This window comes from Mycobacterium sp. NGS61 (assembly GCF_059812325.1).
On sequence record NZ_JCALCL010000023.1, the window covers coordinates 1 to 23906 of the forward strand.

Consider the following 23906-nt stretch of genomic DNA (forward strand, 5'->3'; position numbering starts at 1 on the left):
GCGAGTTCATCGCGCAGTTCCCGACTGGTCCGCACCACCCCCGAAGCGATCTCTACCTGACAACTGCTCAGCTCCAGCTGCATGTCGACGCCGCGGCGGGCCGCCTCGATGGCTACCGCGTTGTTGCGGGGTGCCGGTTCGCCGGTCTGCGGTTCGACGAGCAGAAATTCCTCTTCGACCCCCACCGTGGGAAGGCCGCTCGCCGAGCACGATGTGCCCATGTCCGCCAAGCTACCCGCGCGGCCGGCGCCAAACCCGGTGCGAGTTCGGCCGTATCGGCCATTTCGCTGTGCGATCCAGGCCGGTTGGGGACAATGACCGCAACACACATCCGAAGAAGGAGTGGTCAGCAGTGTTGAGTCCCCGGTCGCGCGGACACGACGACGTCCTGGACGCCGCGGAAGAACTGGTCGCCGAGCACGGGATCGAAGCCGTCACGATCCGCGCACTCACCAAGGCCACCGGCGTCTCCAACGGCGCCATCTACCGGGCGTTCGAGTCGCGCGGCGGCCTGCTCGGGCGGGTGTGGATACGTGCGGAACGCCGCTTTCTGGACCTGTTGAGCAGCCTGGTCGACGATGCCCGGTCCGAAGCGGACAGTGAGCCGCTGGACGCGGTGTACGCCGCGGCCGAAACGTCGCTGCTGTATCCCGAGATGTATCCGGGATCGTCGGCCTGCCTGATGACGGTGCGCCGCGAGGACGTGGCCGGCCAACCGATGCCGGACGAGATCGCCGCGCAGTTGCACACCCTGGCGGCGGAACTGCACGCGGCGATGTCGCAGCTGGCCGACAGAATGTGGCGGCGCAGCGACGCCGTCGCAGTCGACTTGATCGCCGCCTGCATCATCGACCTGCCCAAATGGATCGGTCCGCGCGGGCAGCAATTCGGGATGCCCATGCTGGGCGACTACCTGCGCGCCTCGGTCCGGGCGGTGCTGGAGGTGGGGCCGCCACCGGCCGCGGCGGACCGAGAACTGGTCGCCAACGGCGCGGCATAACGCCGCAGGCCGGATTACCGCCGCGCGCTCAGGGCGTCGTCGACAGTCGGGTAGATCGGCAGCGTGGCAGCCCAGCCGCCCGCCCGCACCACGCGCTCGACGGCCCGCGCAGGGCTCACCAGGCGTAATTCGCCGCCGCGCAGCCGGCACTGCTCGGCCGTCTCGGCAAGCACGCTGTAGGCGCAGCAGCCCAGGAACTCGACTTCGGTGACATCGACGACCAACGGCCCGGGCGGGGTGGTGGTCGCGGCCGCCTCGGTCACCAGCTGGCGCCAGGTCTGCTCATTACAGGCGTCGACCTCCCCGCCGGCATGGATGACCACCGCGTCGCCGCTGCGGTCGGTGATGGCGCGCAGCGTGCTGCGCGGATCGCCCAACGCGTAGACCAACCGAGTGCTGAGCGTCAGGTGGGTGGAGAATGATTCGGAAATGGCCAGGCTCATGGTGCACTCCTAATCGGCTGGCGTGAACTACGCCGCGATGGATGCCCGTCCTGCAATCTGAAGACAGACAAATTCTTGTCCTGTGGATACCATTTCTATAACAAGACAGGGCGGTCTGTCTACACGGTCGGGCTAAGAGTACGGTAAGGCCTGATATGGCAACGACCGAGGTCACCGGGTCCGCGGCGTCAGCTGTGCCGGCCCGCGAACGGATTCTGGGCGCTGGCTACGAGCTGTTCAGTCGTCGCGGCATCCGCGCCGTCGGCACCGACGAAGTCATCGAACGCGCTGGGGTGGCCAGGGCGACCCTGTACCGCCACTTCGCCACCAAAAACGATCTGGTGCTGGCGGTGCTGCAGCGGCGCGAAGAGCTCTGGACCCATGGATTGATCGAACAGCAGTCCGCCCAGCGGGGCGCCACGGCCGAGGAGCAGTTGCTGGCGATCTTCGACGTGCTACACGAGTGGTTCCAGCACCGGGACGGTTACGAGGGCTGCTCGTTCATCAACGTGCTGCTGGAGTTGGGTCCCGATCACCCCGCCGGGCAGGCCTGCATCGTCCACCTCGACAACGTCCGGCAGATAGTGCGCGAGCGCGCGGTGGCCGCCGGGCTGCTTGACGTCGAGGACTTCGCCTGGTCCTGGCATCTCCTGATGAAAGGCGCGATCATCCTGGCCGCGGTGGGCGACCGCGACTCCGCGCACCGCGCCCAGTCGCTGGCGCGGACGCTGATCGAGCAGCATCGCCCGCAGCTCGGTGAGGCGGCCGGCTGACTCAGGCGGTGGTGCCGGCCTTGCGGTGGTGTTCTTCTTCGAGCTCGGCGATGGCCCGAGACGTGCGCTCGCGCAGCAGGATAGCCGCGGTGACGCCGCAGATGAGGGCGATGACCAGCGCTACCCAGGAGAACCGCGACATCCATTTCTCCGCAGCCACGCCGGCGAAATAGACGAGCGCGGTGGTGCCCCCGGCCCAGCAGATGCCGCCGCTGACGTTGGCGACCAGAAACCGTGGGTAGGACATCTTCAACGCCCCGGCCAGGGGTCCGGCGAAGATGCGCAGCAGCGCGATGAACCGGCCGAAGAACACCGCGCGCACACCCCAGCGGTTGAACGTCCTTTCGGCCAGCATGACGTGGCCGGGGCCGAAGTGCTTCGGGAAGCGCCGGCCAAGCCGGTCGAACAGCGGCATCCCGAACCGGCGTCCGATCGAGTACCCGATGGAGTCGCCGATCACCGCGCCGATCACCGCCGCGGCGCCGACGCCGACCGGGTTCACCGCCAGCTCGTGATGCGACGACATCAGGGCGGCGCTGACCAACACGATTTCCCCGGGCAGCGGTATGCCCAGACTCTCGAGTCCGACGACTCCACCGACCACCAGGTACACCGCGAGCGGCGGGATGGTCTGAAGCAGGGCCTCCACGTTCATGGGTTAAAGGATGCCTGACCGCTGCCAATTGCGGGTGACTAGTGGAAGAACCCGGACTGGTTGTTGCCCTCGTTCCAGCCGCCGGAGCTGGAGATGCCCGCGTTGTGCACGCCCGAGCTGTAGTTCCCGGAGTTGATTTCTGGTGGCATTGTGTAATAGCTCAACAGGGTGTCCTCTCCGGCGTCGCCGACGCGGCCCCCCGGGCGCCGGCGCAATAGCGCGCCGCGCTGCCTACCAGTCATGATTTCCCCGACCACCGGGCAACGCGACGCTGCGAGGAACGGTAGCCAAGTTTTCGGCGGCGCATGCGGTTTTCGGCGACTCCTTTTCCACGCGGCCGGTTCAGGGGGTCGCGGCGATACGCTCTGCGGGTGCGGAAAGAGGCGCCGCAGTACCCGATCGAGTCGGTCGACAATGCACTCAAGCTGCTGTTGCTGCTGGGGGAGCAACCGCAGATCCGGCTGAGCGAGGCGACACGGTATTTGGGTGTGGCGTCGTCGACCGCGCACCGACTGCTGGCGATGCTGACCTACCGCGGCTTCGTCCGCCAGGACCCCGACTCCAAGGCGTACCTGCCGGGACCGGCCCTGACCAGCGTGGCGTTCGCGATCTTCGGGCGCATCGACATTGCGCGCACCGCGCTGCCGGTCATGCGCACCCTCAGCGAGCAGCTCGGCGAGACGATCCACGTCGGGATGCTCGACGGCGCGAACATCCGTTTCGTCGCCGCGGTGGAAGGTCCGAAAGCGGTTCGGGTGGCTTCCCGACTGGGCCGCACCATGCCGGCGCATTGCACCTCGACGGGCAAGGCCTTGCTGGCCGGGTTGTCCGAAGCCGAACTGCGGCAACTGCTTCCGCAGGAGGCGCTGCCCGGAATCACGGCGCGCTCGATCGTCAGCCGGGCGAAGCTGGAATCCGAACTGTCCCGCATCCGCGAGCGGGGTTACGCCGGCAACCGGGAGGAGAGCGAGGAGGGCGTGGCCTCGGTGGCAGTACCGATTCCCACCGGCGCTCCCGGGTTGCGCCTCGCGCTGAATGCCGCCGCCCCGCAGCACCGGCTGCCCACCTCGAAATATCGGGCGATCGCGGCCGCGCTTGTCCGGGCGGCCGATGAGATCGGCGGTCAGCTGGGCTGAGCAGCCAACCGGGCCACCTCGTGCCGCCACGCCGCGTCGACGTTGAACCCGGCCCCCAGGTCCGGCAGGTCGTCCCAGTCGGCGTCGTCGATCTCGGTCAGCGTGCCACCGGCGGACCGTACGCGTAATGCCATGCGCGCCAACTCATTCAGGCTGATCGACTGCAACACCGCCTGCGGTACGGTAGCGGCGGCGCTGGTGATGCCGTGCCCGCGACAGATCACCACCGACGCGGTGCCCATCGCCGCCACCATCTGCTTGCCCAGTTCCGAGCTTCGAATCAGCACCGCGCGTTCGTAGACCGGCACGCCGGCGCGGGCCAGCCAAGCGCCCGGAATGTCATAGGCGCCGTAGATGGGCCGGATGGTGATGCCGGCCAGATCGGCGGCGACGGCCTCCGGCGGATGAAGGTGCGCGACGGCCTGGTGTCGGGCGTCGGCCAGCATGGTCTCCAGGTGGATCGGCAACTCGTTGGGTACCCGGTAACCGTCGAGTTCACCGGTGGCTCCGGCCTTTCCGTCGAAATCGATCAACCGGATGTCGCTGGGACGGGTGAACGCCACGCCGGTATCGGAGTCGCTGCGGCAGCGGATGAGCAGGCGGTCCTCGTCGACGCGCAGACTCAGATGGCCGAGGATGCCGTCCACCAGGCCGCGGGCAGCGGCGACCCGGCAGGCCTGGGCGAGGAGAATGCGTTGCTGCTCAAGCAAGCCGGAACCCCCCGTCGGGGTGGACGGTCTCACCGGTGATGCCGCGGGAGCGCTGCGCTGCCAAAAACACATAGCTCCACGCGTGGTCGGCACCGGACAGCGCGACATTGAGCGGACTGCGTGCCGCCAAATCCGTTGCCCGGTCGGGGGAGTCGTCCAGGCGGACCTCGGCCAGGCCGAGGCTGGCCAGTCCGCGCAGGTCGGTGTCCAGCGTTCCGCCCGGCGCCACCCCGTTGACCCGGATGTGCGGCGCCAACTCGTGCGCCAACGCCGTCACCAAACCCCGCACGGCGAACTTCGACGGCACGTACAGCACGCCGCCACGACCGGGATAGTAGGCCGACGTCGACTCGGTCAGCACGATCGAGGCACCCGGGTGCCCGCGCAGCGCCGGGAGTGCGGCTTTGACCGACTGCAGCTGACTGAGCACATTGGTGCGGAACATCTCGTCGAAGGCGGCCGGCAGGTCGTCGGCGTCGATGTCGTCGATTCCCCGGTAGAAGTCGAACACCCCGACGCAGTTGATCAGGGTGTCCAGTCCGCCGAAGCTGTGCACGGCGGCGCGCACCGCGCTGTCGTTCGCGTCCCGTCCGGTGGCGTCACCCTCGATCACAGGGACCTCGGGGAGCTCGTCGCGCAACCGGTTGCACTTGTCCGGATCACGTTCCAGCACAGCAACTTTCGCACCTTCGGCACGGAAGGCGTCGACCACTGCCCGGCCGATCCCGGAGCCGGCGCCCACCACCAGCGCCCGCTTGCCGTCAAGCCAGCCGGTCATCGTCGGCTTCCGGCTCGTCGGGCAGCAGCGGCGCGTTGGAGTTGCCGACCATGGCCGCCAGCGTACGGGGGTTCTGCCAGGTCAGTGCCTCCACCTCGAGGGCGTCCAGGCTGATCCACCGGCCGCTGCGGGGGGCGGTGATGAGCAGCCGGGATCCGTTGCGGGTCTCCACGCGCTGCACCACGACTTCGGTGAATTCATTTGCGACAGTGAGCGGTTCACCGACCGGTTGGATCGGCGGGTTCACAGGAACACCGCCAGGTTCTGCATCCGCAGCACCGACTCGTCGGCAACGATCGTGCGACGGGCCAGTTTCCAGTCGCCGTCGCACCCGCGCAGCACATCCTGACGTGCGCAGGACAACAACGCGCTCTCGTTGACGTCGCCGCGGCTGCGGAACAGCAGTTCGGCCGATTCGACGAGCAGTTCGGTCGGGTCGTCGGAGGCGAACGTGCGCACGTTGGTGATGAAGTGCCGCAACCGCGACGGCGGATCCTCAGCCCACACATGCTCGGTACCCATCCGGGCCACCCGCTGGCTCAGTGAGTACCGGTCCTCGTCGAAGTGGTCCATCCCCGGCTTCGGGAAGGCGGGAGTGTCGAACCCGGCGCCGCGGGCGGTGGTGACGCGCACCGGCATCACGTAACGGATGTCGTCGGTCATCGTGTCCAGCCACGCCTCATACTGTTGGCGATCGAGCAGATACGCTTCGTCGACCAGGAACTGGTGTGCCTGCAGATGGCGGATATCGTTGAACGGCAACGGTTTCATGAGAGATAATCCGCCCATAATTTGAGTAACTCGCGCTGGTTGTATTCGTTGTAACCGACCTGGGCGCGCCCCGGACCGTGGAAGGCCTCCGGCGCCAGGGTGTCGATCACCGGGGTGTCGTCTTCAAGCAGTCCCATCCGGCTGTTCAGCAACAGGCGCCGGGCCATCGCGCCACCGGCGGTGGTGGTCAGCGAGACCCAGTTCTCCACATCGTCCTGCTCGAACATGCCGGTCGATCCGAAGCACATCAGATACGCTTTGTACGAATCCATTTTGAACTGCTCGGGTGCCGCCGCGTCCACCGCGAACCACGAGCACACCTCGGTTTCGTTCTCGCTGATTGGTTGCCACTGCCGGATCGAGATGAACGGCAGCACTTGTTCGCTGCCGGGCAATTTGGGCCAGTTGTGCACGAAGCTGAGATTAGGGAAACAGGTGGCGGCCGAGAACATGAAGCCGTCTTCGGCGACGACCTGCTGCTGTCGCGGCGACCAGACCTCCTTGATGCGGCCGATCATGTCGTCGGGGTAGCCCACGTAGCGCATCCGGGCGTCGAAGTCGCCCGGCGGCAGTTTGTAGGTGGTGCCGCCGCCGCGCTGCGCCCAGTAGGTGGCACCGTCCTTGCGTTTCTGCGCCTTCGGTTCGCGGAACAGGCCGATCTCGACGATCGAGGCGTGCGTGTGCGGGGTGTGGTACATGTCGCCGGAGAAGTTCTCGGCGCCGATCTTCCAGTTCGCCTTGATCCGCCAGCGTTGCGGACCGCGGAGTTCCACGCCCAGCTCGCTCTGCCTGGTGTAGAAGTCCAGATAGAAAGCGAAGTCGCCGAGGTACTCCCGCAGCGGCGGCGCGTGCGGGTCCAGGCTGAGGAAGATCAGGCCGTTGTAGCTCGCCAGATTCGGTGCGGGCAGCAGGGTTTGATCTTTGGCGAAGCCCCGGTCGCCGCCGTAGGCCTCGCGGTGAAACGGCAGGCCGGTGAGCCGGCCGTCGTTGCGGTAGGTCCAACCGTGGTAGGGGCAGCGAAAATTGGACGCGTTGCCCACCTCCGCGCGGCACACCTGCATGCCGCGGTGCAGGCACATATTGAACAACGCCCGCACCTGCCCGTGTGAATCGCGGCTGATGATGAAGGAGTCGTCGAGCACCCGGCGCACCACGTAGTCGCCGTCCTGCGGAATCTCCGACTCGTGCGCCACAAACATCCAGGTCCGGCTGAACAGCCGCTCTTTTTCCCGGGCGAACAGGTCCTTGTCGTTGTAGATATGCGCCGGAATCATGCCGCGGCGCACATTCTCGAACAGGTCACTGTCAACGGTCACGGCACACCACGATCATCGATGTCTGGTCAGCAGAGGAATTTTCTGTTCACCAGAATGCGATATCGGCCGGGCCGCGTCAATTACCAGCCGGCCGGGCCGGGTGGCGGTAGCCTCAGGCGTCGTGGAGGCCGCATCGCAGCGCGTCGCATCACAACGCGACATCACGGCGGAGATCGCTGTGCTCGCCGCGGACCGCACCGGCCCGGAACCCCAGCCGCGGCTGGACTACCCGCCCTACCGCAGCAGCGTGCTGCGTCACCCGAAGCACCCGGTGCTGGCCGTCGACCCGGACGAGATCGAACGCTGGTCGCCGTGTTTCGGCCACCAGGACGTCGGCCCGCATGATGCGGACCTGACCGTCGGTGCACCGATCGGGGAGCGCATCATCGTGACCGGCCGGGTGCTCGACCTCGCCGGCCGCCCGGTGGCGGGTCAGCTGGTCGAGATCTGGCAGGCCAACGCCGCCGGCCGCTACCGCCATCAGCACGACCGGCACCCGGCACCGCTGGACCCGAACTTCACCGGCGCCGGCCGGTGTCTCACCGGTTCCGACGGCTCCTACCGCTTCACCACGATCAAGCCCGGCCCGTACCCGTGGCGTAATCACCGCAACGCCTGGCGCCCCGCGCACATCCACTTCTCGGTCTTCGGGACCGCCTTCACCCAGCGTCTGGTCACCCAGATGTACTTTCCCGGGGACCCGCTGTTCGATCTGGACCCCATCTACCAGTCCGTCGTGGATCCCGTTGCGCGCCAACGTCTGGTCGCACGGTACGACCACGACCTCACCGAGCCGGAATATGCCACGGGCTACCGCTGGGACATTGTGCTGGGATGTGCTGATGGATGAATCGCCATGCACGCCAGGGCAAACCGTAGGACCGTTCTTCGGTATCGGGCTGCCGTTCCCGGGTGACAACGACCTGGCAGGAGACCGTGCGGACGCAATTACATTGCACGGCAATGTCTTCGACGGCGCGGGCGCGGCCGTGCCGGACGCGTTGATCGAGATCTGGCAGCCGGACGGCGCCGGCCAGATTGCGCGGGCCACCGGTTCGCTGCGACGCGACGGGGCGACATTCACCGGTTGGGGCCGAGCCGCCACCGACGTCGACGGTCACTACTCCTTCCGCACCGTGGTCCCAGGCCCGACCAGCCCGGCGCGGCCGGCCTTCTTCGCGGTCACCGTGTTCGCCCGGGGGCTGCTGCACCGATTGTGCACCCGTGCCTATGTGCCGGGTGCTGCGCTGGACATCGATCCTGCGCTGCCCGCACCGCGTCGGGCGACCCTGGCGTGCGTCGCCGAGAGCGACTCGCGACTGCGCTTCGACATCCATCTGCAGGGACCGCGCGAGACCGTGTTCCTGGCGTTCAGGGAAGATCGGCGATGACCAATCTGCTCTGGCCCGGTGACGAGCGTGCCGGCGACTGCATGACCGACCAGGCGCTGCTCCGGTCGATGGTCGCCGTCGAATCGGCCTGGCTGAACGCGCTGGTCACCACCGGGGTGGCGCCGGTGCCGGGGACCGATCTGGCGCACCTGGTCGGCGCGCATGACTGCGAGCAACTCGCGGTGACCGCCGAGGACGGCGGCAACCCGGTGTTCGGCCTGGTGGCCCTGCTGCGTCGACGGGCGGTGCCCGCGCTGAGTCCCTGGATCCATCGGGGACTGACCAGCCAGGACGTCCTGGACACGGCACTGATGCTGGCAGTGCGTGAGGTCGTCGGGCAGGTGAGTGCGCAGCTGGCCGAACAGATCGCCACGTTGTCGACTCTGGCCGCCACCCATCGCACCACCCCGATGGTGGCGCGCACCCTGACCCAGTACGCGGCGCCCACTACGTTCGGCGCCAAGGCCGCCGGCTGGCTCGACGGTGTGGTCGAGGCGTATGCCCGGCTCGGTGCGCTGTCGACCCCGGCGCAGTTCGGCGGCGCCGTCGGAACCCGCGCGGCCACCGTCGAGCTGGTGCTGTCCGAGTCAGCCGATCCCGCTGAGCTGGCCGAACACATAACTCGAACTGCGGCAACAACTTTGGGCCTGAGTTACCGCTCGCCCTGGCACACCACGCGGGCGCCGGTCACCGCAGCCGGGGACGCCCTGGTCGGCTGCACCGACTGCTGGGGGCGCATCGCCTCTGACGTCGTCACCCTGGTCCGGCCCGAGATCGCCGAACTGAGCGAACCCGGCGACGGACAGCGCGGCGGCTCCTCGGCGATGCCGCACAAGCGAAATCCGGTGTTGTCCATCCTGATTCGACGCGCCGCCCTGGCCGCGCCGCCGCTGGCCGCCACCCTGCACACCGCGGCGGCGCTGGCCAACGACGAACGCCCCGACGGTTCCTGGCACACCGAGTGGGACACGTTGCGCACGATGGCGCGGCGTACCGTCGTCGCCGGCTCGCAGTGCGCGGAACTGCTGACCGGGCTGCGAGTGCACACCGCCGCCATGGCCCGAAACCTGAGTGCGGCAGAGGTCCCCGGCGGACGGGGCGCAATCGACCGGCTGGTCGACCAGAGCATCGAGCGGGCGCGGCAGGCGCTGACCGATTAGGCGGCGCCGGGCTTGTGCGCGACGATGGCGACGGCCGCCAGCCGCTCGCGGTGCTGGCGAAAAGTGTTGCGCATCATCAGGACCCGTTTACGTGCCTCGGGTTGGGTCAGCACGTTCTTGGCGAACCGCAGCGCGCCCAGCAGGCCTTCGTCGGACACGATCCGGTGCGGCTGCAGCAGCGCCATCGGGGCGGTGGCGACGTTCTCCACAACCAGGCCGTGACCGGCCAGCAGTTCCGACCATTCGGCAATGGTCAGCGGACGGGCATTGACCTTGATCGACCGCGCCAGCGCCTGGCGCACCTCGGTGCTGATCTCCTCGGGGACGTCGTCGGGGGTCAGGGCGAGTTCATGGATCGCGTAGCGACCTCCGGGGCGCAGCACCCGCGCAGCCTCGGCCACGATCGCGTGCTTGGCCGAATCGCCCTGCATGGTCAGCATCGCCTCGCCGATGACGACGTCGGCGCTGGCGTCGGGCAGGCCGGTCTCGGCGGCGTCGGTCACCCGGACCTCGCCGCGGCCGCCGAGAACGCTGCGCACGTGGCCGGCTGCGTCGGGGTCGCCCTCGGCGCCGACGTAGGACCGCGGGTTGCGGGCGATGATTTCGGCGGCGGTGCGGCCCAAACCGGGTGCCAACTCGACCACGTCGGCATCGGTGACCTTGGCGCGGGCCAATAATGTGCGGGTGAGTTCGACGCCGCCGGGGCGCAGCACCCGCTTGCCCAGCCGGGCCAGCAGCCAGTGTCCCTGTACGTGTGCGTCGTCGCGTGTCGACGACGGCAGCGCATCCTTCTCACCGGCCATGGCAGTCATCCATCCCTAGTTTTCACAAGCTGACTTGTGTAAACTCTACCTCATGACATACCGGATATACCAGTGAGTGGCCGCCCGAAGCCACCCGAAGATGCCGGCCGTCGCCGAGCGGTGTTGCGGGTGCTGCGAAGCTCACCCGAGCCGCTGAGCATCCTGGCCATCGCCGACACGATCGGGGTGCATCCCAACACGGTGCGCTTCCACCTCGACAGCCTGCTCGGTGACGGCCAGGTGGAACAGGTCGAACCCGCCCGCCGCGGGCCGGGCCGGCCGCCGTCGATGTTTCAGGCCGTGCGGCAGATGGACCGCGGCGGCACCCGTCACTACCAGTTGCTCGCCGAGATCCTGATCAACGGGCTTGCCGCAGAAGAGAACTCCAGTGCCCGGGCGGTGGCCGCGGGCCGCTCCTGGGGGGAGCGGCTGCCCGCGCCGGACGACATGGGCGTGGAGGAGTCGATCGAGCATCTGGTCGGGTTGCTCGACGAGTTGGGCTTCGCCCCCGACCGCCGCGAATCCGACGGCGAGCAACTGGTCGGGCTGCGGCACTGCCCGTTCCTGGAACTCGCCGAAGTCCGATCCAGCGTCGTGTGTCCCATCCACCTCGGTCTCATGCAGGGCGCACTGGAAAGCTGGTCGGCACCCATCACCGTCGACCGGCTCGAGGCCTTCGTGGAACCGGATCTGTGCCTGACTCATCTGACGGCAGGCACGGCGCGATGAGCACCGGCAACGCGATCGAGGTAGCCGTGACCTTCGTGTGGCTCGGCATGGTGCTGGCGATCTCGTTTCTGGAAGCTCCGCTGAAATTCCGGGCGCCCGGCGTGACGCTGCAGATCGGATTGGGCATCGGGCGCTTGGTATTTCGCGCGCTCAACACCATCGAGGTGGGTTTCGCGCTGGTGCTGCTCGCGTTGATGGTGGCCGGGCCCACCCCGCTGCGGATCATCGCCACGTATGCCGTCGCCGCCGTCGCACTGGCCGTACAGCTCATTGTGGTGCGACCGAGATTGACCAGTCGCTCGGACCAGGTGCTCGCCGGCTCGGACGGCCCACGCTCCCACGCCCACTACGGTTACGTCGGTCTGGAGGCGGTCAAGGTCATCGCCTTGTCGGTGGCGGGCATACTCCTGTTAGCCGCTTGAAAGGACTCAACTATGGAATCCCTCTCGCTTACCTCCCTGGCGTCCGAGAAGCTGGCGGAAGCCCGCACGTCGCACAGCGGCCGGGCCGCGCACACCATCCACGGCGGGCACACCCACGAGTTGCGTCAGACAGTGCTGGCACTGCTCGCCGACCACGACCTTTCCGAACACGACAGTCCCGGCGAGGCCACCCTGCAGGTGCTGCAGGGGCACGTGCAACTCACCGCCGGGGCGGACAGCTGGGACGGCCGGACCGGCGACTACATCGCCATCCCGCCGGTACGGCACGCCCTGCACGCGGTGGAGGATTCGGTGGTCATGCTGACCGTGCTGAAGTCCCAGCCCGGCGCCGCCCACTGACCGTGCTCGCCACGCCCTGGTCGCGGGACTTCGGCCTGCAGGTGCCGATCCTCAACGCGCCGATGGGCGGGGTCGCCGGCGGGCGGCTGGCGGCGGCAGTCACCGCGGCCGGTGGCCTGGGCATGGTGGGCATGGGCAGCACCGCCACCAGGGCGACGCTGGCCGCCGAGCTCGAGCACGTCAGCGGACGGTTCGGCATCGGACTGGTGGATTGGGTGATGCGTAGCCAGGACGGCCTGCTGCAGGACGCGCTGGCCGCCCGCCCGGCACTGCTGTCGGTCAGCTTCGGCACCGACTTCTCCTGGGTCGACGAAGCCCACAAGGTCGGAATTCCCACCGTCACGCAGGTTTACGATGCCGTCGGGGCCCGTCGGGCGGCCGATTCGGGCGTTGACATCCTGGTGGCCCGCGGCGCCGAAGGTGGCGGGCACGGCGAGGTGCGGCTGGGGACGCTGCCGTTGCTGGACGCGGTCCTGGACGCGGTGTCCGTGCCGGTGCTGGCCGGCGGCGGGGTCGCCTCGCCGCGCAGCCTGGCCGCGGTGCTGGCGGCCGGTGCCGGCGGTGCGTGGGTGGGCACCCGGCTGGCGGCGTGCCCGGAGGCGCTGACCGGCGCGGCAGGCCGGCAGGCCCTGATCGAGGCGGCCGAAACCGACACCCGGGTCACCCGGGTCTTCGACGTCGCCGCGGGACTGCCGTGGCCCGAGCGGTTCCCCGCCCGGGTATTGCGCAACGACTTCGTCGCCCGCTGGACGGGCCGCGAACAGGAGCTGGCGCGGCAGCAACCGGGTCGCGCGACGGTCAGTGCCTCTCCGGATGCCGGGCAGGGTGTCGGGATGATCCGCGACGACGCCCCGGTCGGGGCGGTCATCGCAGCATTGTGCGCTGGGGCGCAGCGTTTGCTCGCCGGCTGGAGCTAGCGGTGTGACCGGCGCCGCATTCCCGGCGTGAAGTGAGCAGTATCGAACCGCCGAAGAGCCGGTCAAACCCGTTGGCGGTGTTAGCGTTTTGAGCATGGCAGTACCCGTCAAAGAGGACGACGCGCGGCGGCGCCGCCTGTTGCGCCGAGCCGTCGGAGAGACGGTCCGGCCGTTCGCGCGCACCGGCCGGTATTTCGCCCGGTCCTGGCGCGACTACCGCAACGCCGACGACCACGATGCCGGACTGCCGATCGCCCGGCCCACGGCCGCCCTGGCCGCGCAGGCGTTCCGCGACGAGGTGGTGCTGGCGGGCCTGAAGGTGCGCCGCCCGGTGAGCCGGCCGGCCGCCTTTCAGCGGATCAACGACGAAGTGGTCGAGGCGCTGGAGTTCTACGGCGACCAGGGCTGGCTGGCGGAGCCCAGCGGCTTCTTCGCCCCGCCGCCGCCGCTTTCCGAAGTGCAGATCCGGGAGGTCCGCGGGCGCAAACGGTCCTACCAGGAGCTGTCCTTCGACAGCGGATACGTCCCGCACCCCGGCGAGCCCGGCCGCGAACGATGGCTGGGATACACCGCGCTGCGGCGCGAGTACGCGGTGCTGCTGCGTCACCCGGAACCGCGGCCCTGGCTGATCTGCGTGCACGGCACCGAAATGGGCAGATCGGCAATAGATCTGCGAATATTCCGGGCCTGGAAGTTACACGAAGAGCTCGGCCTGAACGTGGTGCTGCCCGTCCTGCCCATGCACGGTCGGCGCGCGCGCGGGTTGCCCAAGGGTGCGGTGTTTCCCGGCGAGGACGTCATGGACGACGTGCACGCCACCGCGCAGGCGGTCTGGGACATCCGGCGGTTGCTGTCCTGGGTGCGCGCGCAGGAGCCCGAGTCGCTGATCGGGCTCAACGGCATGTCGCTCGGCGGCTACATCACAGCCCTGGTGGCCAGCCTGGAGAGTGATCTGACCTGCGCCATTCTGGGGGTACCGGTGGCCAACTTGGTCGAATTGCTGAGCCGGCACTCGGGTCTGCGCCGGGGCGATCCGCGTCGCGACACCATGCAACTGGCCGAGCCCATCGGGGAGATGGTGTCGCCGCTGTCATTCACACCGCAGGTGCCGATGCGCGGCCGCTTCGTCTACGCCGGCATCGCCGACCAGGTGGTGCATCCCCGCGGCCAGGTGATCCGGCTGTGGGAGCACTGGGGCAAACCGGAGATCGTGTGGTACCGCGGCGGCCACGCCGGATTCATCCGGTCGCGTCCGGTGCAGCGGTTCATCCAGGACGCGGTGCGGCAGTCGGGGCTGTTGGACGGCGCTGCGCTCACACCGCGCGCAGGTACCGCTTAGCGATCACCTTCTGCGCCACCGCGGTGACGGGCCGGCCGAGTGTGCTCCACCAGGTGCCGGGCCGGGAGAACGCCGAGACTTCGGCGAACACCGCCGAACTGTCCGGGTCGTAGCGCACCACGAAACGTTCCTCGCCGGACTCCGGGTGGCCCGGCAGGGTGCCGTAGGCGAAACCGCGCACGTCGGGCTCGTCGACCACGTAGACCACCCGGCACGGGGCGCGCAGCACGCCCAGCATGGTGACCACCACGACCGACGACTCCGCGACGGTGTCCGAACTGGCCTGCACCTTCAGGCCGGCTCCGCGTTGCATTCCCCAGTGCATGACCGCGTCGGCGGCCTGCTCGAAACGATCCCGGCCCGTCCCGATCTGCGCGGACACCACGAGATGGCCGTATCCGGTGGGCAGCGGGGAGCGGGCCGTGGCGCCCACGTCGGGATAGGTGAGCGGCTGGTCGGCGAGCGCATCCAAGTCCACCCGGCCAGCTTGCCATGCGTACCGTCGGAAAGATGAGCGCAGCGGCTTCCGGATCATTCACCCTCGGTGACGACCTGACCATCAACCGGCTCGGGTTCGGCGCCATGCGCCTGACCGGCCAGGGCGTGTGGGGGCCGCCCACCGATCGCGACGAATGTGTGCTGGTGTTGCGGCGCGCGGCCGAACTGGGGGTGAACTTCATCGACACCGCGGACTCCTACGGCCCGTATGTGTCCGAGGAGATCATCCGTGAGGCGCTGCATCCGTACGACGGGTTGGTGATCGCGACCAAAGCCGGGCTGCTGCGCACCGGCCCGGACGTGTGGATCCCGTTGGGCAATCCCAGCTACCTGCGCCAGGAATGCGAGATGAGTTTGCGGCGGCTCGGTGTCGAGACCATCGACCTGTTCCAGCTGCATCGCATCGACCCGGACTTCCCGTTGGCCGACCAGCTGGGGGAGCTGGTGGCGTTGCAGGGTGAAGGCAAGATCCGCCACATCGGGCTGTCCGAGATCGACGTCGAGCAACTCGACGCCGCCCGCCAGATCGCGCCGATCGTGTCGGTGCAAAACATGTACAACGTGACCAACCGCAAGGCGGAGGCGCTGCTGGACGCCGTCACCGAGCAGAACATCGGGTTCATCCCGTGGTTTCCGCTGGCCGGCGGACCGCTGGCAGCGCCCGGCGGCCCGCTGCAACAGATCGCCAAGGCGCACGACGCCTCGTCGTCGCAGGTGGCGCTGGCGTGGCTGCTGAAGCGTTCGCCGGTGGTGTTGCCGATTCCGGGAACCTCGAAGGTCGCCCACTTGGAAGAGAACGTCGCCGCCGCCGAGATCACGCTGACCGACCAGGAATTCGAGGCGCTGTCAGCCGCCGGCGCCGCCCAGTAGGGCAATTCGGCGGCCATCTTCGACGCGAGCCTGTAATGACGGCGCCGAGCCTGCGGTGGTGGCGGCGACACGCCGGGCAGCTCAGCCCTGAGGGCAGGCTCGATGCCGCTGCAGAGTTCCACGGCTAATACGGTGTGCTGATGGCAGCTGCAGATCAGCCCCACCCCGGCGGGGGATTCAACCCACCCGAACCGACCGAGAAGGGTGGGCCGGACTACGGCCGGTTCGTCGCCGCGGTCCGTAGGCTGCAGGACCACGCCCGCGCCGTCGACGCGCCCGACGACGTCATCACCCAGGCGGCCGACCGGCTGGAGGAACTGTCGGCGATGTTGGCGCCGTATGACGCCGACGAATGGCAGTCGCCGTCGGGTCGCCGGATGGATCTGCCGGAACGCGGGAACGTGCTGTCCATCCCGATGCGGCCGCGCAAGACCGATGACGGTCGCATCGAAGGCACGGCGCGGTTCGCCCGATTTCACCTCGGACGCAACGGTGCGGTGCACGGCGGCGCGCTCGGCATGCTGTTCGACAGTGTGCTCGGCTTGACGGCCGCGTGGCTGACCGGCAGCCGTCGCCAGCGCACCGCGTATTTGAAGATCAACTACCGCAACATCGTGCCGATCGAAAAAGAGTTGCAGTTCGACTCCGGAATCGACAGCGTGGACGGGCGCAAGATCTTCGTCTCCGGCCGGTTGCGCGACGGCGACACCCTGCTCACTGAAGCCGATGCGCTGTTCGTGCGGCTCAAGCCTGGACAACCCTGAGGTGACGCCCCGATAGCATGGTCGGCGATCCCAACGACTAAGCATTGGAGACGAATCCGATGAGCGCCCCCATCCGGGTCCCTGCCGGGACCACCGCGGCTGCCGCGGTGGGTGAGGCCGGTCTGCCGCGGCGTGGCACGCCCGACTCGGTGGTGGTGGTGCGCGACGCCGAGGGCACGCTGCGCGACCTGAGCTGGGTGCCCGACTCCGACGCCGAGGTGACCCCCGTGGCCGCCGACACCGAGGACGGCCGCAGCGTGATCCGGCACTCCGCCGCTCACGTGCTGGCCCAGGCTGTGCAGGACCTCTTTCCGCACGCCAAGCTGGGCATCGGCCCGCCCATCACCGACGGCTTCTACTACGACTTCGCCGTCGAGGAGCCGTTCACGCCCGAGGATCTGGAAAAGCTGGAAAAGCGGATGCGTCAGATCGTCAAGGAAGGTCAGCTGTTCGACCGCCGGGTGTATGCATCCAAGGACGCGGCGCGCGAGGAACTGGCCGGCGAACCGTTCAAGCTCGAACTCGTCGACGACAAATCCGGGGACCCCGAGATCATGGAGATCGGCGGCGATGAGCTCACCGCCTACGACAACCTCAATCCCCGGACCAGGCAACGCGTCTGGGGCGATCTGTGCCGCGGACCGCACATCCCCACCACCAAGCACATCCCGGCGTTCAAGCTCACCCGCAGTTCCGCGGCCTACTGGCGCGGTGACCAGCGCAACGCCAGCCTGCAGCGCATCTACGGCACCGCGTGGGAGTCGCAGGCGGCGCTGGACCGTCACCTCGAGCTGATCGCCGAAGCGCAGCGCCGCGACCACCGCAAGCTGGGCGTGGAGCTGGATCTGTTCAGCTTCCCCGACGAAATCGGTTCCGGGCTGGCGGTTTTCCACCCCAAGGGCGGCATCGTGCGCCGCGAGCTGGAGGAGTACTCGCGGCAGAAGCACGAGCAGGCGGGGTATGAGTTCGTCAACACCCCGCACATCACCAAGGAACAGCTCTACATCACCTCGGGGCACCTGGAGTGGTACGCGGAGGGCATGTACCCGCCGATGCACATCGACGCCGAGTTCAACGAGGACGGCACGGTGCGCAAGCCGGGCCAGAACTATTACCTCAAGCCGATGAACTGCCCGATGCACCACCTGATCTACCGGTCCCGCGGGCGGTCCTACCGTGAACTTCCGCTGCGGCTCTTCGAATTCGGCAGTGTCTACCGGCTGGAGAAGTCGGGGGTGATCCACGGACTGACCCGGGTGCGCGGGATGACGCAGGACGACGCGCACATCTACTGCACGCGTGAGCAGATGCGCGACGAGCTGACCTCGGTGCTGCGGTTCGTCCTCGACCTGCTGGCCGACTACGGGCTGACCGACTACTACCTGGAGCTGTCCACCAAAGACCCGGACAAGTACGTCGGCTCTGACGAGGTGTGGGAGGAAGCGACCCAGGTGTTGCGGGAGGTCGGGGAGGCCTCCGGGCTGGAGCTGGTGCCCGACCCGGGCGGTGCGGCGTTCTACGGGCCGAAGATCTCGGTGCAGGTCAAGGATGCGCTGGGGCGCAGCTGGCAGATGTCGACGCTGCAGGTCGACTTCAACATGCCGGACCGGTTCGAGCTGGAATACACCGCGTCGGATGGCACCCGGCAGCGTCCGGTGCTGATCCACCGTGCCCTGTTCGGTTCCATCGAACGGTTCTTCGGCATCCTCACCGAGCACTATGCGGGTGCTTTCCCGGCGTGGCTGGCGCCCATCCAGGCGGTCGGGATCCCGGTCGCCGACGAACACGTCGACTATCTGAAAGACGTTGCAGCGCAACTCAAGTCGCACGGTGTGCGGGTGGAGGTGGACGGCAGCGACGACCGGATGGCCAAGAAGATCGTGCACCACACCAACCAGAAGGTGCCGTTCATGCTGCTGGCCGGTGATCGGGACGTGCAGGCCGGGGCGGTCAGTTTCCGGTTCGGGGACCGCACCCAGATCAACGGCGTGCCCCGCGACGCGGCGGTGGCGGCCATCGCGGACTGGATCGCCAAACGCGAAAACGCCACTCCGACAGCGGAACTGATGAAAGTTGCGGACGGTGACTGAGCCGGACGACACCATCCTGGACCGCGGCGTCGGGCGCCGCGACCACCTGCAACGGTTGTGGACTCCCTACCGGATGACCTACCTGGCCGAGGCTCCGATCAAGCGGGAAGATGCCAGCCCTGCCGAACCTTTTACCGACATCCCGCGCATGGCCGACGAAGACGGTCTGGTGGTGGCGCGCGGTGAACTCGTCTACGCCGTGCTCAACCTGTATCCCTACAACCCCGGGCACCTGATGGTGGTGCCGTACCGGCGGGTATCGGAGCTGGAGGAGCTGACCGAGTCGGAGAGTGCCGAGGTGATGGCCTTCACCCAGAAGGCGATCCGCGTCATCAAGAATGTGTCGCGCCCGCACGGTTTCAATGTCGGCATCAACCTGGGCACCTCGGCGGGCGGCTCGCTTGCCGAACACCTGCACGTGCACGTGGTGCCCCGGTGGGGCGGCGATGCGAACTTCATCACGATCATCGGCGGCTCCAAGGTGATACCGCAGTTGCTGCGCGAAACCCGGCAACTGCTGGCCGACGAGTGGGCCCGGCAGTCGTGAGGCCGCGATGAGCAAGCTGCCGTTTCTGACCCGGGCGTTCTTCGCCAAAGCCACCGACCCAGTGGCCAGGACCGCACTGAAGGTGGGCCTGACACCTGACATCGTCACCGTCATCGGCACCGTCGGCTCGATGGCCGGGGCGCTGGTGCTGTTCCCGATGGGCAAGCTGTTCGCCGGCGGGTGTGTGGTCTGGTTCTTCACGCTGTTCGACATGGCCGACGGGGCGATGGCCCGCGAACGCGGCTTCGGCACCAGCTTCGGCGCGGTGCTGGACGCCACCTGCGACCGCCTGTGCGACGGCGCAGTGTTCTGCGGGCTGCTCTGGTGGATCGCGTTTCACCTGCACGACAAGCCGTTGACCGCGGCGACGCTCATCTGCTTGGTCACCTCCCAGGTGATCTCCTACATCAAGGCGCGGGCCGAGGCCAGCGGGTTGCGCGGTGACGGCGGCTTCATCGAACGACCGGAGCGCCTGATCATTGTGCTGGTGGGCGCCGGGGTCGCCGATTTCCCGTTCGTTGCCTGGCCGCCGGCGCTCCCGGTGGCGATGTGGCTGCTGGCGGTGTTAAGTGTGATCACCTGTGCGCAGCGGTTGTACGCGGTGCGGACCTCGCCCGGGGCCATCGACCGCATTGCACTATCGGGAAAGAGTGAGCAGTGATACCGCCTTCGGGAAGCCTGAGTCTGCTCGGCCGTCGTCGTCCCCGCGAACTCGTGACCGGTGCCGCGACCGACTGGACGTATGCTGCCGGCTGGATGGCCGTGCGGGCCATGCCGGAGTTCGCTGCGCGCAACGTCTTCAGCGCCGGGGCCCGGTACGCGGCCCGGCGCGGCGGCCCGGAGCAGCTGCGCAAGAATCTGGCTCGGGTTATCGGGGTCGCGCCCAGGAATGTGCCCGACTCGTTGATGCGTGCCTCGCTGGCTTCTTACGCCCGTTACTGGCGGGAGGCGTTCCGACTGCCGACCATGGACCATGTCGAGCTGACCCGTCAGCTCGACGCCGGAACCCACGGACAGGACAACCTGGACGGGGCGCTGGCACAGGGGCGGGGCGTGATCTGTGCGCTGCCGCACAGCGGCAACTGGGACATGAACGGGCTGTGGCTGGCGCAGACGCATGGCACCTTCGCCACCGTCGCCGAGCGGCTCAAGCCCGAGTCGCTGTACCGGCGCTTCATCGAATACCGCGAGGGATTGGGCTTCGAGGTGATACCGCTGTCCGGCGGCGAACGACCGCCCTTCGAGGTGTTGTGCGACCGCCTGCGGGACAACCGGGTGGTGTGCCTGATGGCGGAGCGCGACCTGACCCGCACCGGCGTGGAAGTCGAGTTTTTCGGCGAACTCACCCGGATGCCGGCCGGTCCGGCCAAACTCGCCATAGCGACGGGCGCGGCACTGCTGCCGTCGCACTGTTGGTTCGAGGGAGACGGCTGGGCCTGCAAGATGGATCCGCCGCTGGACTGCAGCAGCGGCGACGTGCAGGCGATCACCCAGGCGCTGGCTCACGAGTTCGAGCAGAACATCGCCGCCACCCCCGAGGATTGGCACATGATGCAGCCGCAGTGGCTGGCTGATCTGTCCGACGACCGGCGGGCCTGGCTGAAGGGCCGGTGATGCGGATCGGCATGGTCTGCCCCTACTCGTTCGATGTGCCGGGCGGGGTGCAGTCGCATGTGCTGCAGCTGGCTGATGTGATGCGCGCGCGAGGGCACGAGGTCAGCGTGCTGGCACCGGTCTCCCCGGAGACCGCCCTGCCCGACTACGTCGTCTCCGCCGGGCGCGCGGTGCCGATTCCCTACAACGGGTCGGTGGCCCGGTTGCGGTTCGGGCCCGCCACTCACCGCAAGGTCAAGAAGTGGCTCGCCGATGGGGAATTCGACGTGCTGCACCTGCATGAGCCGAGCGCCCCGAGCCTGTCTCTGCTGGCCCTCAATATCGCCGAGGGTCCGATAGTCGCGACGTTTCACACCTCGACCACCAAGTCGGTGGCCATGTCGGTGCTGGGCGGCATGTTGCGGCCGCGGTTCGAGAAGATCGTCGGCCGGATCGCGGTGTCCGATCTGGCGCGCCGCTGGCAGATGGAGTCGGTGGGCTCCGATGCAGTGGAGATCCCCAACGGTGTCGACGTCGACTTCTTTGCCTCGGCGCCGCTGTTGGACGGCTACCCGCGGCCCGGCAAGACGGTGCTGTTCCTGGGGCGCTACGACGAACCCCGTAAAGGTATGGCCACGTTAATGGCCGCCATGCCGGCTGTGGTGCAGCGTTTTCCCGACGTACAGTTGCTGATCGTCGGCCGCGGCGATGAGGACGAATTGCTCAGCGAGGCAAGCGGATTGGCCGCGAATATGCGCTTCCTGGGGCAGGTCGACGATGCGGGGAAGGCCTCGGCGATGCGCAGCGCCGATGTCTACTGTGCGCCCAACACCGGTGGGGAGAGCTTCGGCATCGTCCTGGTGGAGGCGATGGCCGCCGGCACCGCGGTGGTGGCCAGCGACCTCGACGCGTTCCGGCGGGTGCTGTGCGACGGCGCAGTGGGGCGGTTGGTGCCGGTGGACGACAGTGTCGCGCTGGCCGAGGGGCTGATAGCGGTGCTGGACGATGACGAACTGCGCAACCGGTATGTGACGGCCGGTGCCGACGCCGTCCGCCGCTACGACTGGTCGGTGGTCGCCAGCCAGATCATGCGCGTGTACGAGACTGTTGCCGGGTCGGGGGTCAAGGTGCAGGTGGCCAGCTGATGGTGTGGCTGATCGCCGCGCTTGTCGGGCTGTTCCTGGTAATGGTGGCGTTCGGCGCGTGGGGGTATCAGCGCGCGAACCGGCTGAACCGGCTGCACGTGCGGTACGACCTGTCCTGGCAGGCGCTGGACGGCGCGTTGGCGCGGCGCGCCGTGGTGGCGCGGGCGATCGCGATCGACGCCTACGGCGGGGCACCCGAAGGCAAGCGGCTGGCCGCCTTGGCCGATGCCGCGGAGCGGGCCCCGCGCAGCGCGCGCGAGACCGCGGAGAACGAGCTGTCCGCCGCTTTGGCGATGGTCGACCCGGCGTCGGTACCCGCGGGTCTGCTGGCCGAGTTGGCCGACGCCGAGGCCCGGGTGCTGCTGGCCCGACGGTTCCACAACGACGCGGTCCGCGACACCCTGGTGCTGGCCGAGCGGCGCATGGTGCGGTTGTTCAGATTGGGTGGAACGGCGCCGCTGCCAACGTATTTCGAGATTGCCGAGCGGCCGCACGCGCAGACGCACGCCCATCATGAGCTCAACCATCGCACCTCGGCGCGGGTGGTGTTGCTCGACGAGACCGGTGCGGTGCTGCTGTTGTGCGGTTCGGATCCCGCTGTCACCGACGGCACCGCGCCCCGGTGGTGGTTCACCGTCGGCGGTGAGGTGCAGCCGGGGGAGCGGTTGGCCGAGACGGCCGCCCGTGAACTGGCCGAGGAAACCGGTCTGCAGGTCTCGCCGGCCGAATTGTTCGGGCCGATCTGGCGCCGCGACGAGGTGTTCGAGTTCAACGGTTCGATGATCGACAGCGAAGAGTTCTACCTCGTGCACCGCACCGAGCGGTTCGAGCCGACTCTGGAGGGGCGCACCGAGCTGGAACGTCGCTACATCCACGGGTTTCGCTGGTGTGGGGTGGCCGATATCGCGGCGTTCGAGGCCGCCGGCGAGGTGGTGTACCCGCGGCAATTGGGGGAGTTGCTGCCGGTGGCCAATGAGTTCGCCGACCTGCGGGATCGGCGCGATGCCGTTGTCCCGCTTTCGATCCGCTGATGTCCCATCCGCTGCGATTGCGTATCGGTGAGTACTACGACTCAGGCAACAAGCGATGGCCGGGCACTGAGTTGATCTTGACCACTGAGGGGTGCCTGCTCTACGTCGAATATCTCTCATATGCAGCGGAACCAACGCTCGACGAAATCGCCCCATCCGCAGCACCATTCACGTTGAGACCCGACGTGATTCCCTCGGCGAACGAACAGATCAAGGTGTTCGACGATGATGTTGAACTCGCGTGGGTCGACGCGGAACACAACGGAATTCTGTGTTATCGCTTCGGCGACACGCCGTGGCGGTCGATCGCGCACAATCCGCACCGGGACACCCCGGCCGGGTACTCCCCGGGGTTACCCATCGCCGAACCGGCCCGGCACATCTCTTTCGCCGTCGGACTGGGTGCGCCGATCCAGTGCGTGCGGTTGATTGACTGGCCGTATTCGTTGGTCGCTGCGGTACGCGCAACCGTTGGCCGGCTGGTCGCTCGACCATTTGACGCACAGGTCGCGGTTGACGAAGCCAATTTTCTTTGCGTATTCGAGCGCAGCGAGGGACTTGCGCAACGGGCCCAAGCGAAGGTGCTGATTCGAGGGCGCGAGGCACCTGCTTAGACCGACAACCCTTCAGAAGGGTGGTGGGTCGTCGTCGGGGTGGGGTGGTGG

At 68.0% G+C, this 23906-nt stretch carries 31 protein-coding genes; 20 read left to right on the forward strand and 11 right to left on the reverse strand.

Annotated features, from left to right (window positions below):
- Positions 1-221: glutamate-cysteine ligase family protein (locus tag AC5Y3Z_RS25275; protein WP_499951305.1), on the reverse strand; the 221-nt coding region annotated here is incomplete at its 3' end.
- A 134-nt stretch (positions 222-355) separates the two neighbouring features.
- Here AC5Y3Z_RS25275 and AC5Y3Z_RS25280 point away from each other — a divergent pair.
- Positions 356-1000: a TetR/AcrR family transcriptional regulator gene (locus AC5Y3Z_RS25280; RefSeq protein ID WP_463826858.1), complete on the forward strand. Its 645-nt coding sequence runs from the start codon at positions 356-358 to the stop codon at positions 998-1000.
- Between the two features lie 14 nt (positions 1001-1014).
- On the opposite strand, the gene AC5Y3Z_RS25285 is transcribed toward AC5Y3Z_RS25280, so the two are convergent.
- Positions 1015-1443 carry an anti-sigma factor antagonist gene (locus AC5Y3Z_RS25285; RefSeq protein ID WP_463826857.1) on the reverse strand — a complete coding sequence of 143 codons (429 nt, stop codon included), beginning with the start codon at positions 1441-1443 and terminating at the stop codon, positions 1015-1017.
- Between the two features lie 155 nt (positions 1444-1598).
- Between AC5Y3Z_RS25285 and AC5Y3Z_RS25290 the strand changes: the two genes are divergently transcribed.
- Positions 1599-2216, forward strand: a complete 618-nt coding sequence (locus AC5Y3Z_RS25290) for a TetR/AcrR family transcriptional regulator (RefSeq protein WP_463826856.1) — start codon at positions 1599-1601, stop codon at positions 2214-2216.
- 1 nt (position 2217) lies between these two features.
- Here the strand turns inward: AC5Y3Z_RS25290 and AC5Y3Z_RS25295 are convergent, their stop codons facing one another.
- Together AC5Y3Z_RS25295 and AC5Y3Z_RS25300 are read right to left on the reverse strand one after the other, a co-directional pair.
- Positions 2218-2871: a DedA family protein gene (locus tag AC5Y3Z_RS25295; RefSeq protein ID WP_463826855.1), complete on the reverse strand. Its 654-nt coding sequence runs from the start codon at positions 2869-2871 to the stop codon at positions 2218-2220.
- Positions 2872-2909: 38 nt separating this feature from the next.
- Positions 2910-3113: a hypothetical protein gene (locus AC5Y3Z_RS25300; RefSeq protein WP_473140017.1), complete on the reverse strand. Its 204-nt coding sequence runs from the start codon at positions 3111-3113 to the stop codon at positions 2910-2912.
- A gap of 129 nt (positions 3114-3242) precedes the next feature.
- On the opposite strand from AC5Y3Z_RS25300, the gene AC5Y3Z_RS25305 reads away from it, so the two are divergent.
- The gene (locus tag AC5Y3Z_RS25305) at positions 3243-4007 is read left to right on the forward strand and encodes an IclR family transcriptional regulator (protein WP_463826854.1); all 765 of its coding nucleotides are present in this window, start codon (positions 3243-3245) and stop codon (positions 4005-4007) included.
- On the opposite strand, the gene phtC is transcribed toward AC5Y3Z_RS25305, so the two are convergent.
- Genes phtC through AC5Y3Z_RS25330 form a run of 5 tightly spaced genes read right to left on the reverse strand, consistent with a single transcriptional unit; the run spans position 3995 to position 7540 of the window.
- Positions 3995-4717, reverse strand: a complete 723-nt coding sequence (gene phtC / locus AC5Y3Z_RS25310; protein WP_473140016.1) for a 3,4-dihydroxyphthalate decarboxylase — start codon at positions 4715-4717, stop codon at positions 3995-3997. The genes AC5Y3Z_RS25305 and phtC overlap by 13 nt on opposite strands.
- Complete coding sequence (gene hcaB / locus AC5Y3Z_RS25315; RefSeq protein ID WP_473140015.1) at positions 4710-5495, reverse strand: 3-(cis-5,6-dihydroxycyclohexa-1,3-dien-1-yl)propanoate dehydrogenase; 786 nt, start codon at positions 5493-5495, stop codon at positions 4710-4712. Before hcaB ends, phtC begins: the two co-directional genes overlap by 8 nt.
- Positions 5479-5730 (reverse strand): dihydrodiol dehydrogenase, encoded by a 252-nt coding sequence (locus AC5Y3Z_RS25320; RefSeq protein WP_463827160.1) that lies wholly within the window; start codon positions 5728-5730, stop codon positions 5479-5481. The genes hcaB and AC5Y3Z_RS25320 overlap by 17 nt, the downstream gene beginning before the upstream one ends.
- 8 nt (positions 5731-5738) lie before the next feature.
- The gene (locus AC5Y3Z_RS25325; RefSeq protein ID WP_463826851.1) at positions 5739-6266 is read right to left on the reverse strand and encodes a 3-phenylpropionate/cinnamic acid dioxygenase subunit beta; all 528 of its coding nucleotides are present in this window, start codon (positions 6264-6266) and stop codon (positions 5739-5741) included.
- A complete protein-coding gene (locus AC5Y3Z_RS25330; protein WP_473140080.1) occupies positions 6263-7540 on the reverse strand; it encodes an aromatic ring-hydroxylating dioxygenase subunit alpha in 1278 nt (425 codons plus the stop codon). The genes AC5Y3Z_RS25325 and AC5Y3Z_RS25330 overlap by 4 nt, the downstream gene beginning before the upstream one ends.
- 163 nt (positions 7541-7703) lie before the next feature.
- Here AC5Y3Z_RS25330 and pcaH point away from each other — a divergent pair, with 163 nt between their 5' ends.
- The 3 genes from pcaH to AC5Y3Z_RS25345 are packed head-to-tail and all read left to right on the forward strand — an operon-like array spanning position 7704 to position 10133.
- A complete protein-coding gene (gene pcaH, locus AC5Y3Z_RS25335; RefSeq protein WP_473140014.1) occupies positions 7704-8432 on the forward strand; it encodes a protocatechuate 3,4-dioxygenase subunit beta in 729 nt (242 codons plus the stop codon).
- Positions 8425-8973 (forward strand): protocatechuate 3,4-dioxygenase subunit alpha, encoded by a 549-nt coding sequence (gene pcaG / locus AC5Y3Z_RS25340; RefSeq protein ID WP_473140013.1) that lies wholly within the window; start codon positions 8425-8427, stop codon positions 8971-8973. Before pcaH ends, pcaG begins: the two co-directional genes overlap by 8 nt.
- Positions 8970-10133, forward strand: coding sequence for a lyase family protein (locus AC5Y3Z_RS25345; RefSeq protein ID WP_473140012.1), 1164 nt, complete (start codon positions 8970-8972; stop codon positions 10131-10133). Before pcaG ends, AC5Y3Z_RS25345 begins: the two co-directional genes overlap by 4 nt.
- On the opposite strand, the gene AC5Y3Z_RS25350 is transcribed toward AC5Y3Z_RS25345, so the two are convergent.
- Positions 10130-10945, reverse strand: coding sequence for a class I SAM-dependent methyltransferase (locus AC5Y3Z_RS25350; RefSeq protein WP_463826847.1), 816 nt, complete (start codon positions 10943-10945; stop codon positions 10130-10132). The genes AC5Y3Z_RS25345 and AC5Y3Z_RS25350 overlap by 4 nt on opposite strands.
- 63 nt (positions 10946-11008) lie before the next feature.
- Between AC5Y3Z_RS25350 and AC5Y3Z_RS25355 the strand changes: the two genes are divergently transcribed.
- The 5 genes from AC5Y3Z_RS25355 to AC5Y3Z_RS25375 all read left to right on the forward strand — a co-directional run bounded on the left by AC5Y3Z_RS25355 (position 11009) and on the right by AC5Y3Z_RS25375 (position 14703).
- Positions 11009-11665 carry a helix-turn-helix transcriptional regulator gene (locus AC5Y3Z_RS25355; RefSeq protein ID WP_473140011.1) on the forward strand — a complete coding sequence of 219 codons (657 nt, stop codon included), beginning with the start codon at positions 11009-11011 and terminating at the stop codon, positions 11663-11665.
- Positions 11662-12087, forward strand: coding sequence for a hypothetical protein (locus AC5Y3Z_RS25360; protein ID WP_463826845.1), 426 nt, complete (start codon positions 11662-11664; stop codon positions 12085-12087). Before AC5Y3Z_RS25355 ends, AC5Y3Z_RS25360 begins: the two co-directional genes overlap by 4 nt.
- A 12-nt stretch (positions 12088-12099) precedes the next feature.
- Positions 12100-12447 (forward strand): cupin domain-containing protein, encoded by a 348-nt coding sequence (locus AC5Y3Z_RS25365; protein WP_473140010.1) that lies wholly within the window; start codon positions 12100-12102, stop codon positions 12445-12447.
- A gap of 2 nt (positions 12448-12449) precedes the next feature.
- Positions 12450-13364, forward strand: coding sequence for an NAD(P)H-dependent flavin oxidoreductase (locus AC5Y3Z_RS25370; protein WP_463826843.1), 915 nt, complete (start codon positions 12450-12452; stop codon positions 13362-13364).
- Between the two features lie 94 nt (positions 13365-13458).
- The gene (locus AC5Y3Z_RS25375) at positions 13459-14703 is read left to right on the forward strand and encodes an alpha/beta hydrolase family protein (protein WP_473140009.1); all 1245 of its coding nucleotides are present in this window, start codon (positions 13459-13461) and stop codon (positions 14701-14703) included.
- Here the strand turns inward: AC5Y3Z_RS25375 and AC5Y3Z_RS25380 are convergent.
- Positions 14678-15181, reverse strand: coding sequence for a DUF1990 domain-containing protein (locus AC5Y3Z_RS25380; protein WP_473140008.1), 504 nt, complete (start codon positions 15179-15181; stop codon positions 14678-14680). The two genes, AC5Y3Z_RS25375 and AC5Y3Z_RS25380, sit on opposite strands and share 26 nt — an antisense overlap.
- Positions 15182-15213: 32 nt before the next feature.
- On the opposite strand from AC5Y3Z_RS25380, the gene AC5Y3Z_RS25385 reads away from it, so the two are divergent.
- From AC5Y3Z_RS25385 to AC5Y3Z_RS25425, 9 genes are all read left to right on the forward strand, one after another.
- Positions 15214-16071 (forward strand): aldo/keto reductase, encoded by an 858-nt coding sequence (locus tag AC5Y3Z_RS25385; protein WP_473140007.1) that lies wholly within the window; start codon positions 15214-15216, stop codon positions 16069-16071.
- Between the two features lie 140 nt (positions 16072-16211).
- The gene (locus AC5Y3Z_RS25390) at positions 16212-16835 is read left to right on the forward strand and encodes a PaaI family thioesterase (protein WP_473140006.1); all 624 of its coding nucleotides are present in this window, start codon (positions 16212-16214) and stop codon (positions 16833-16835) included.
- 59 nt (positions 16836-16894) lie between these two features.
- Positions 16895-18925 carry a threonine--tRNA ligase gene (gene thrS / locus AC5Y3Z_RS25395; RefSeq protein WP_463826837.1) on the forward strand — a complete coding sequence of 677 codons (2031 nt, stop codon included), beginning with the start codon at positions 16895-16897 and terminating at the stop codon, positions 18923-18925.
- Positions 18918-19472, forward strand: coding sequence for an ATP adenylyltransferase (locus tag AC5Y3Z_RS25400; protein WP_463826836.1), 555 nt, complete (start codon positions 18918-18920; stop codon positions 19470-19472). The genes thrS and AC5Y3Z_RS25400 overlap by 8 nt, the downstream gene beginning before the upstream one ends.
- Before the next feature lie 7 nt (positions 19473-19479).
- Positions 19480-20133 (forward strand): phosphatidylinositol phosphate synthase, encoded by a 654-nt coding sequence (pgsA, locus tag AC5Y3Z_RS25405; RefSeq protein ID WP_463826835.1) that lies wholly within the window; start codon positions 19480-19482, stop codon positions 20131-20133.
- A gap of 17 nt (positions 20134-20150) precedes the next feature.
- Positions 20151-21086: a phosphatidylinositol mannoside acyltransferase gene (locus tag AC5Y3Z_RS25410; RefSeq protein WP_473140079.1), complete on the forward strand. Its 936-nt coding sequence runs from the start codon at positions 20151-20153 to the stop codon at positions 21084-21086.
- A complete protein-coding gene (locus AC5Y3Z_RS25415) occupies positions 21086-22210 on the forward strand; it encodes a glycosyltransferase family 4 protein (protein ID WP_473140005.1) in 1125 nt (374 codons plus the stop codon). The genes AC5Y3Z_RS25410 and AC5Y3Z_RS25415 overlap by 1 nt, the downstream gene beginning before the upstream one ends.
- Complete coding sequence (locus AC5Y3Z_RS25420; protein ID WP_473140004.1) at positions 22210-23241, forward strand: NUDIX hydrolase; 1032 nt, start codon at positions 22210-22212, stop codon at positions 23239-23241. The genes AC5Y3Z_RS25415 and AC5Y3Z_RS25420 overlap by 1 nt, the downstream gene beginning before the upstream one ends.
- On the forward strand, positions 23241-23855 hold the full coding sequence (locus AC5Y3Z_RS25425) for a hypothetical protein (protein ID WP_473140003.1): 615 nt from the start codon (positions 23241-23243) through the stop codon (positions 23853-23855). The genes AC5Y3Z_RS25420 and AC5Y3Z_RS25425 overlap by 1 nt, the downstream gene beginning before the upstream one ends.
- Positions 23856-23906 lie beyond the last annotated feature (51 nt).

Coding starts and splice junctions, on each gene's coding strand:
- AC5Y3Z_RS25285 (WP_463826857.1), bottom strand. CDS start 1,443: ATGAGCCTGGCCATTTCCGAATCATTCTCCACCCACCTGACGCTCAGC.
- AC5Y3Z_RS25290 (WP_463826856.1), top strand. CDS start 1,599: ATGGCAACGACCGAGGTCACCGGGTCCGCGGCGTCAGCTGTGCCGGCC.
- AC5Y3Z_RS25295 (WP_463826855.1), bottom strand. CDS start 2,871: ATGAACGTGGAGGCCCTGCTTCAGACCATCCCGCCGCTCGCGGTGTAC.
- AC5Y3Z_RS25300 (WP_473140017.1), bottom strand. CDS start 3,113: ATGACTGGTAGGCAGCGCGGCGCGCTATTGCGCCGGCGCCCGGGGGGC.
- hcaB (WP_473140015.1), bottom strand. CDS start 5,495: ATGACCGGCTGGCTTGACGGCAAGCGGGCGCTGGTGGTGGGCGCCGGC.
- AC5Y3Z_RS25325 (WP_463826851.1), bottom strand. CDS start 6,266: ATGAAACCGTTGCCGTTCAACGATATCCGCCATCTGCAGGCACACCAG.
- AC5Y3Z_RS25330 (WP_473140080.1), bottom strand. CDS start 7,540: ATGATTCCGGCGCATATCTACAACGACAAGGACCTGTTCGCCCGGGAA.
- pcaG (WP_473140013.1), top strand. CDS start 8,425: ATGGATGAATCGCCATGCACGCCAGGGCAAACCGTAGGACCGTTCTTC.
- AC5Y3Z_RS25345 (WP_473140012.1), top strand. CDS start 8,970: ATGACCAATCTGCTCTGGCCCGGTGACGAGCGTGCCGGCGACTGCATG.
- AC5Y3Z_RS25350 (WP_463826847.1), bottom strand. CDS start 10,945: ATGACTGCCATGGCCGGTGAGAAGGATGCGCTGCCGTCGTCGACACGC.
- AC5Y3Z_RS25360 (WP_463826845.1), top strand. CDS start 11,662: ATGAGCACCGGCAACGCGATCGAGGTAGCCGTGACCTTCGTGTGGCTC.
- AC5Y3Z_RS25365 (WP_473140010.1), top strand. CDS start 12,100: ATGGAATCCCTCTCGCTTACCTCCCTGGCGTCCGAGAAGCTGGCGGAA.
- AC5Y3Z_RS25375 (WP_473140009.1), top strand. CDS start 13,459: ATGGCAGTACCCGTCAAAGAGGACGACGCGCGGCGGCGCCGCCTGTTG.
- AC5Y3Z_RS25385 (WP_473140007.1), top strand. CDS start 15,214: ATGAGCGCAGCGGCTTCCGGATCATTCACCCTCGGTGACGACCTGACC.
- AC5Y3Z_RS25390 (WP_473140006.1), top strand. CDS start 16,212: ATGGCAGCTGCAGATCAGCCCCACCCCGGCGGGGGATTCAACCCACCC.
- thrS (WP_463826837.1), top strand. CDS start 16,895: ATGAGCGCCCCCATCCGGGTCCCTGCCGGGACCACCGCGGCTGCCGCG.
- pgsA (WP_463826835.1), top strand. CDS start 19,480: ATGAGCAAGCTGCCGTTTCTGACCCGGGCGTTCTTCGCCAAAGCCACC.
- AC5Y3Z_RS25415 (WP_473140005.1), top strand. CDS start 21,086: ATGCGGATCGGCATGGTCTGCCCCTACTCGTTCGATGTGCCGGGCGGG.
- AC5Y3Z_RS25420 (WP_473140004.1), top strand. CDS start 22,210: ATGGTGTGGCTGATCGCCGCGCTTGTCGGGCTGTTCCTGGTAATGGTG.
- AC5Y3Z_RS25425 (WP_473140003.1), top strand. CDS start 23,241: ATGTCCCATCCGCTGCGATTGCGTATCGGTGAGTACTACGACTCAGGC.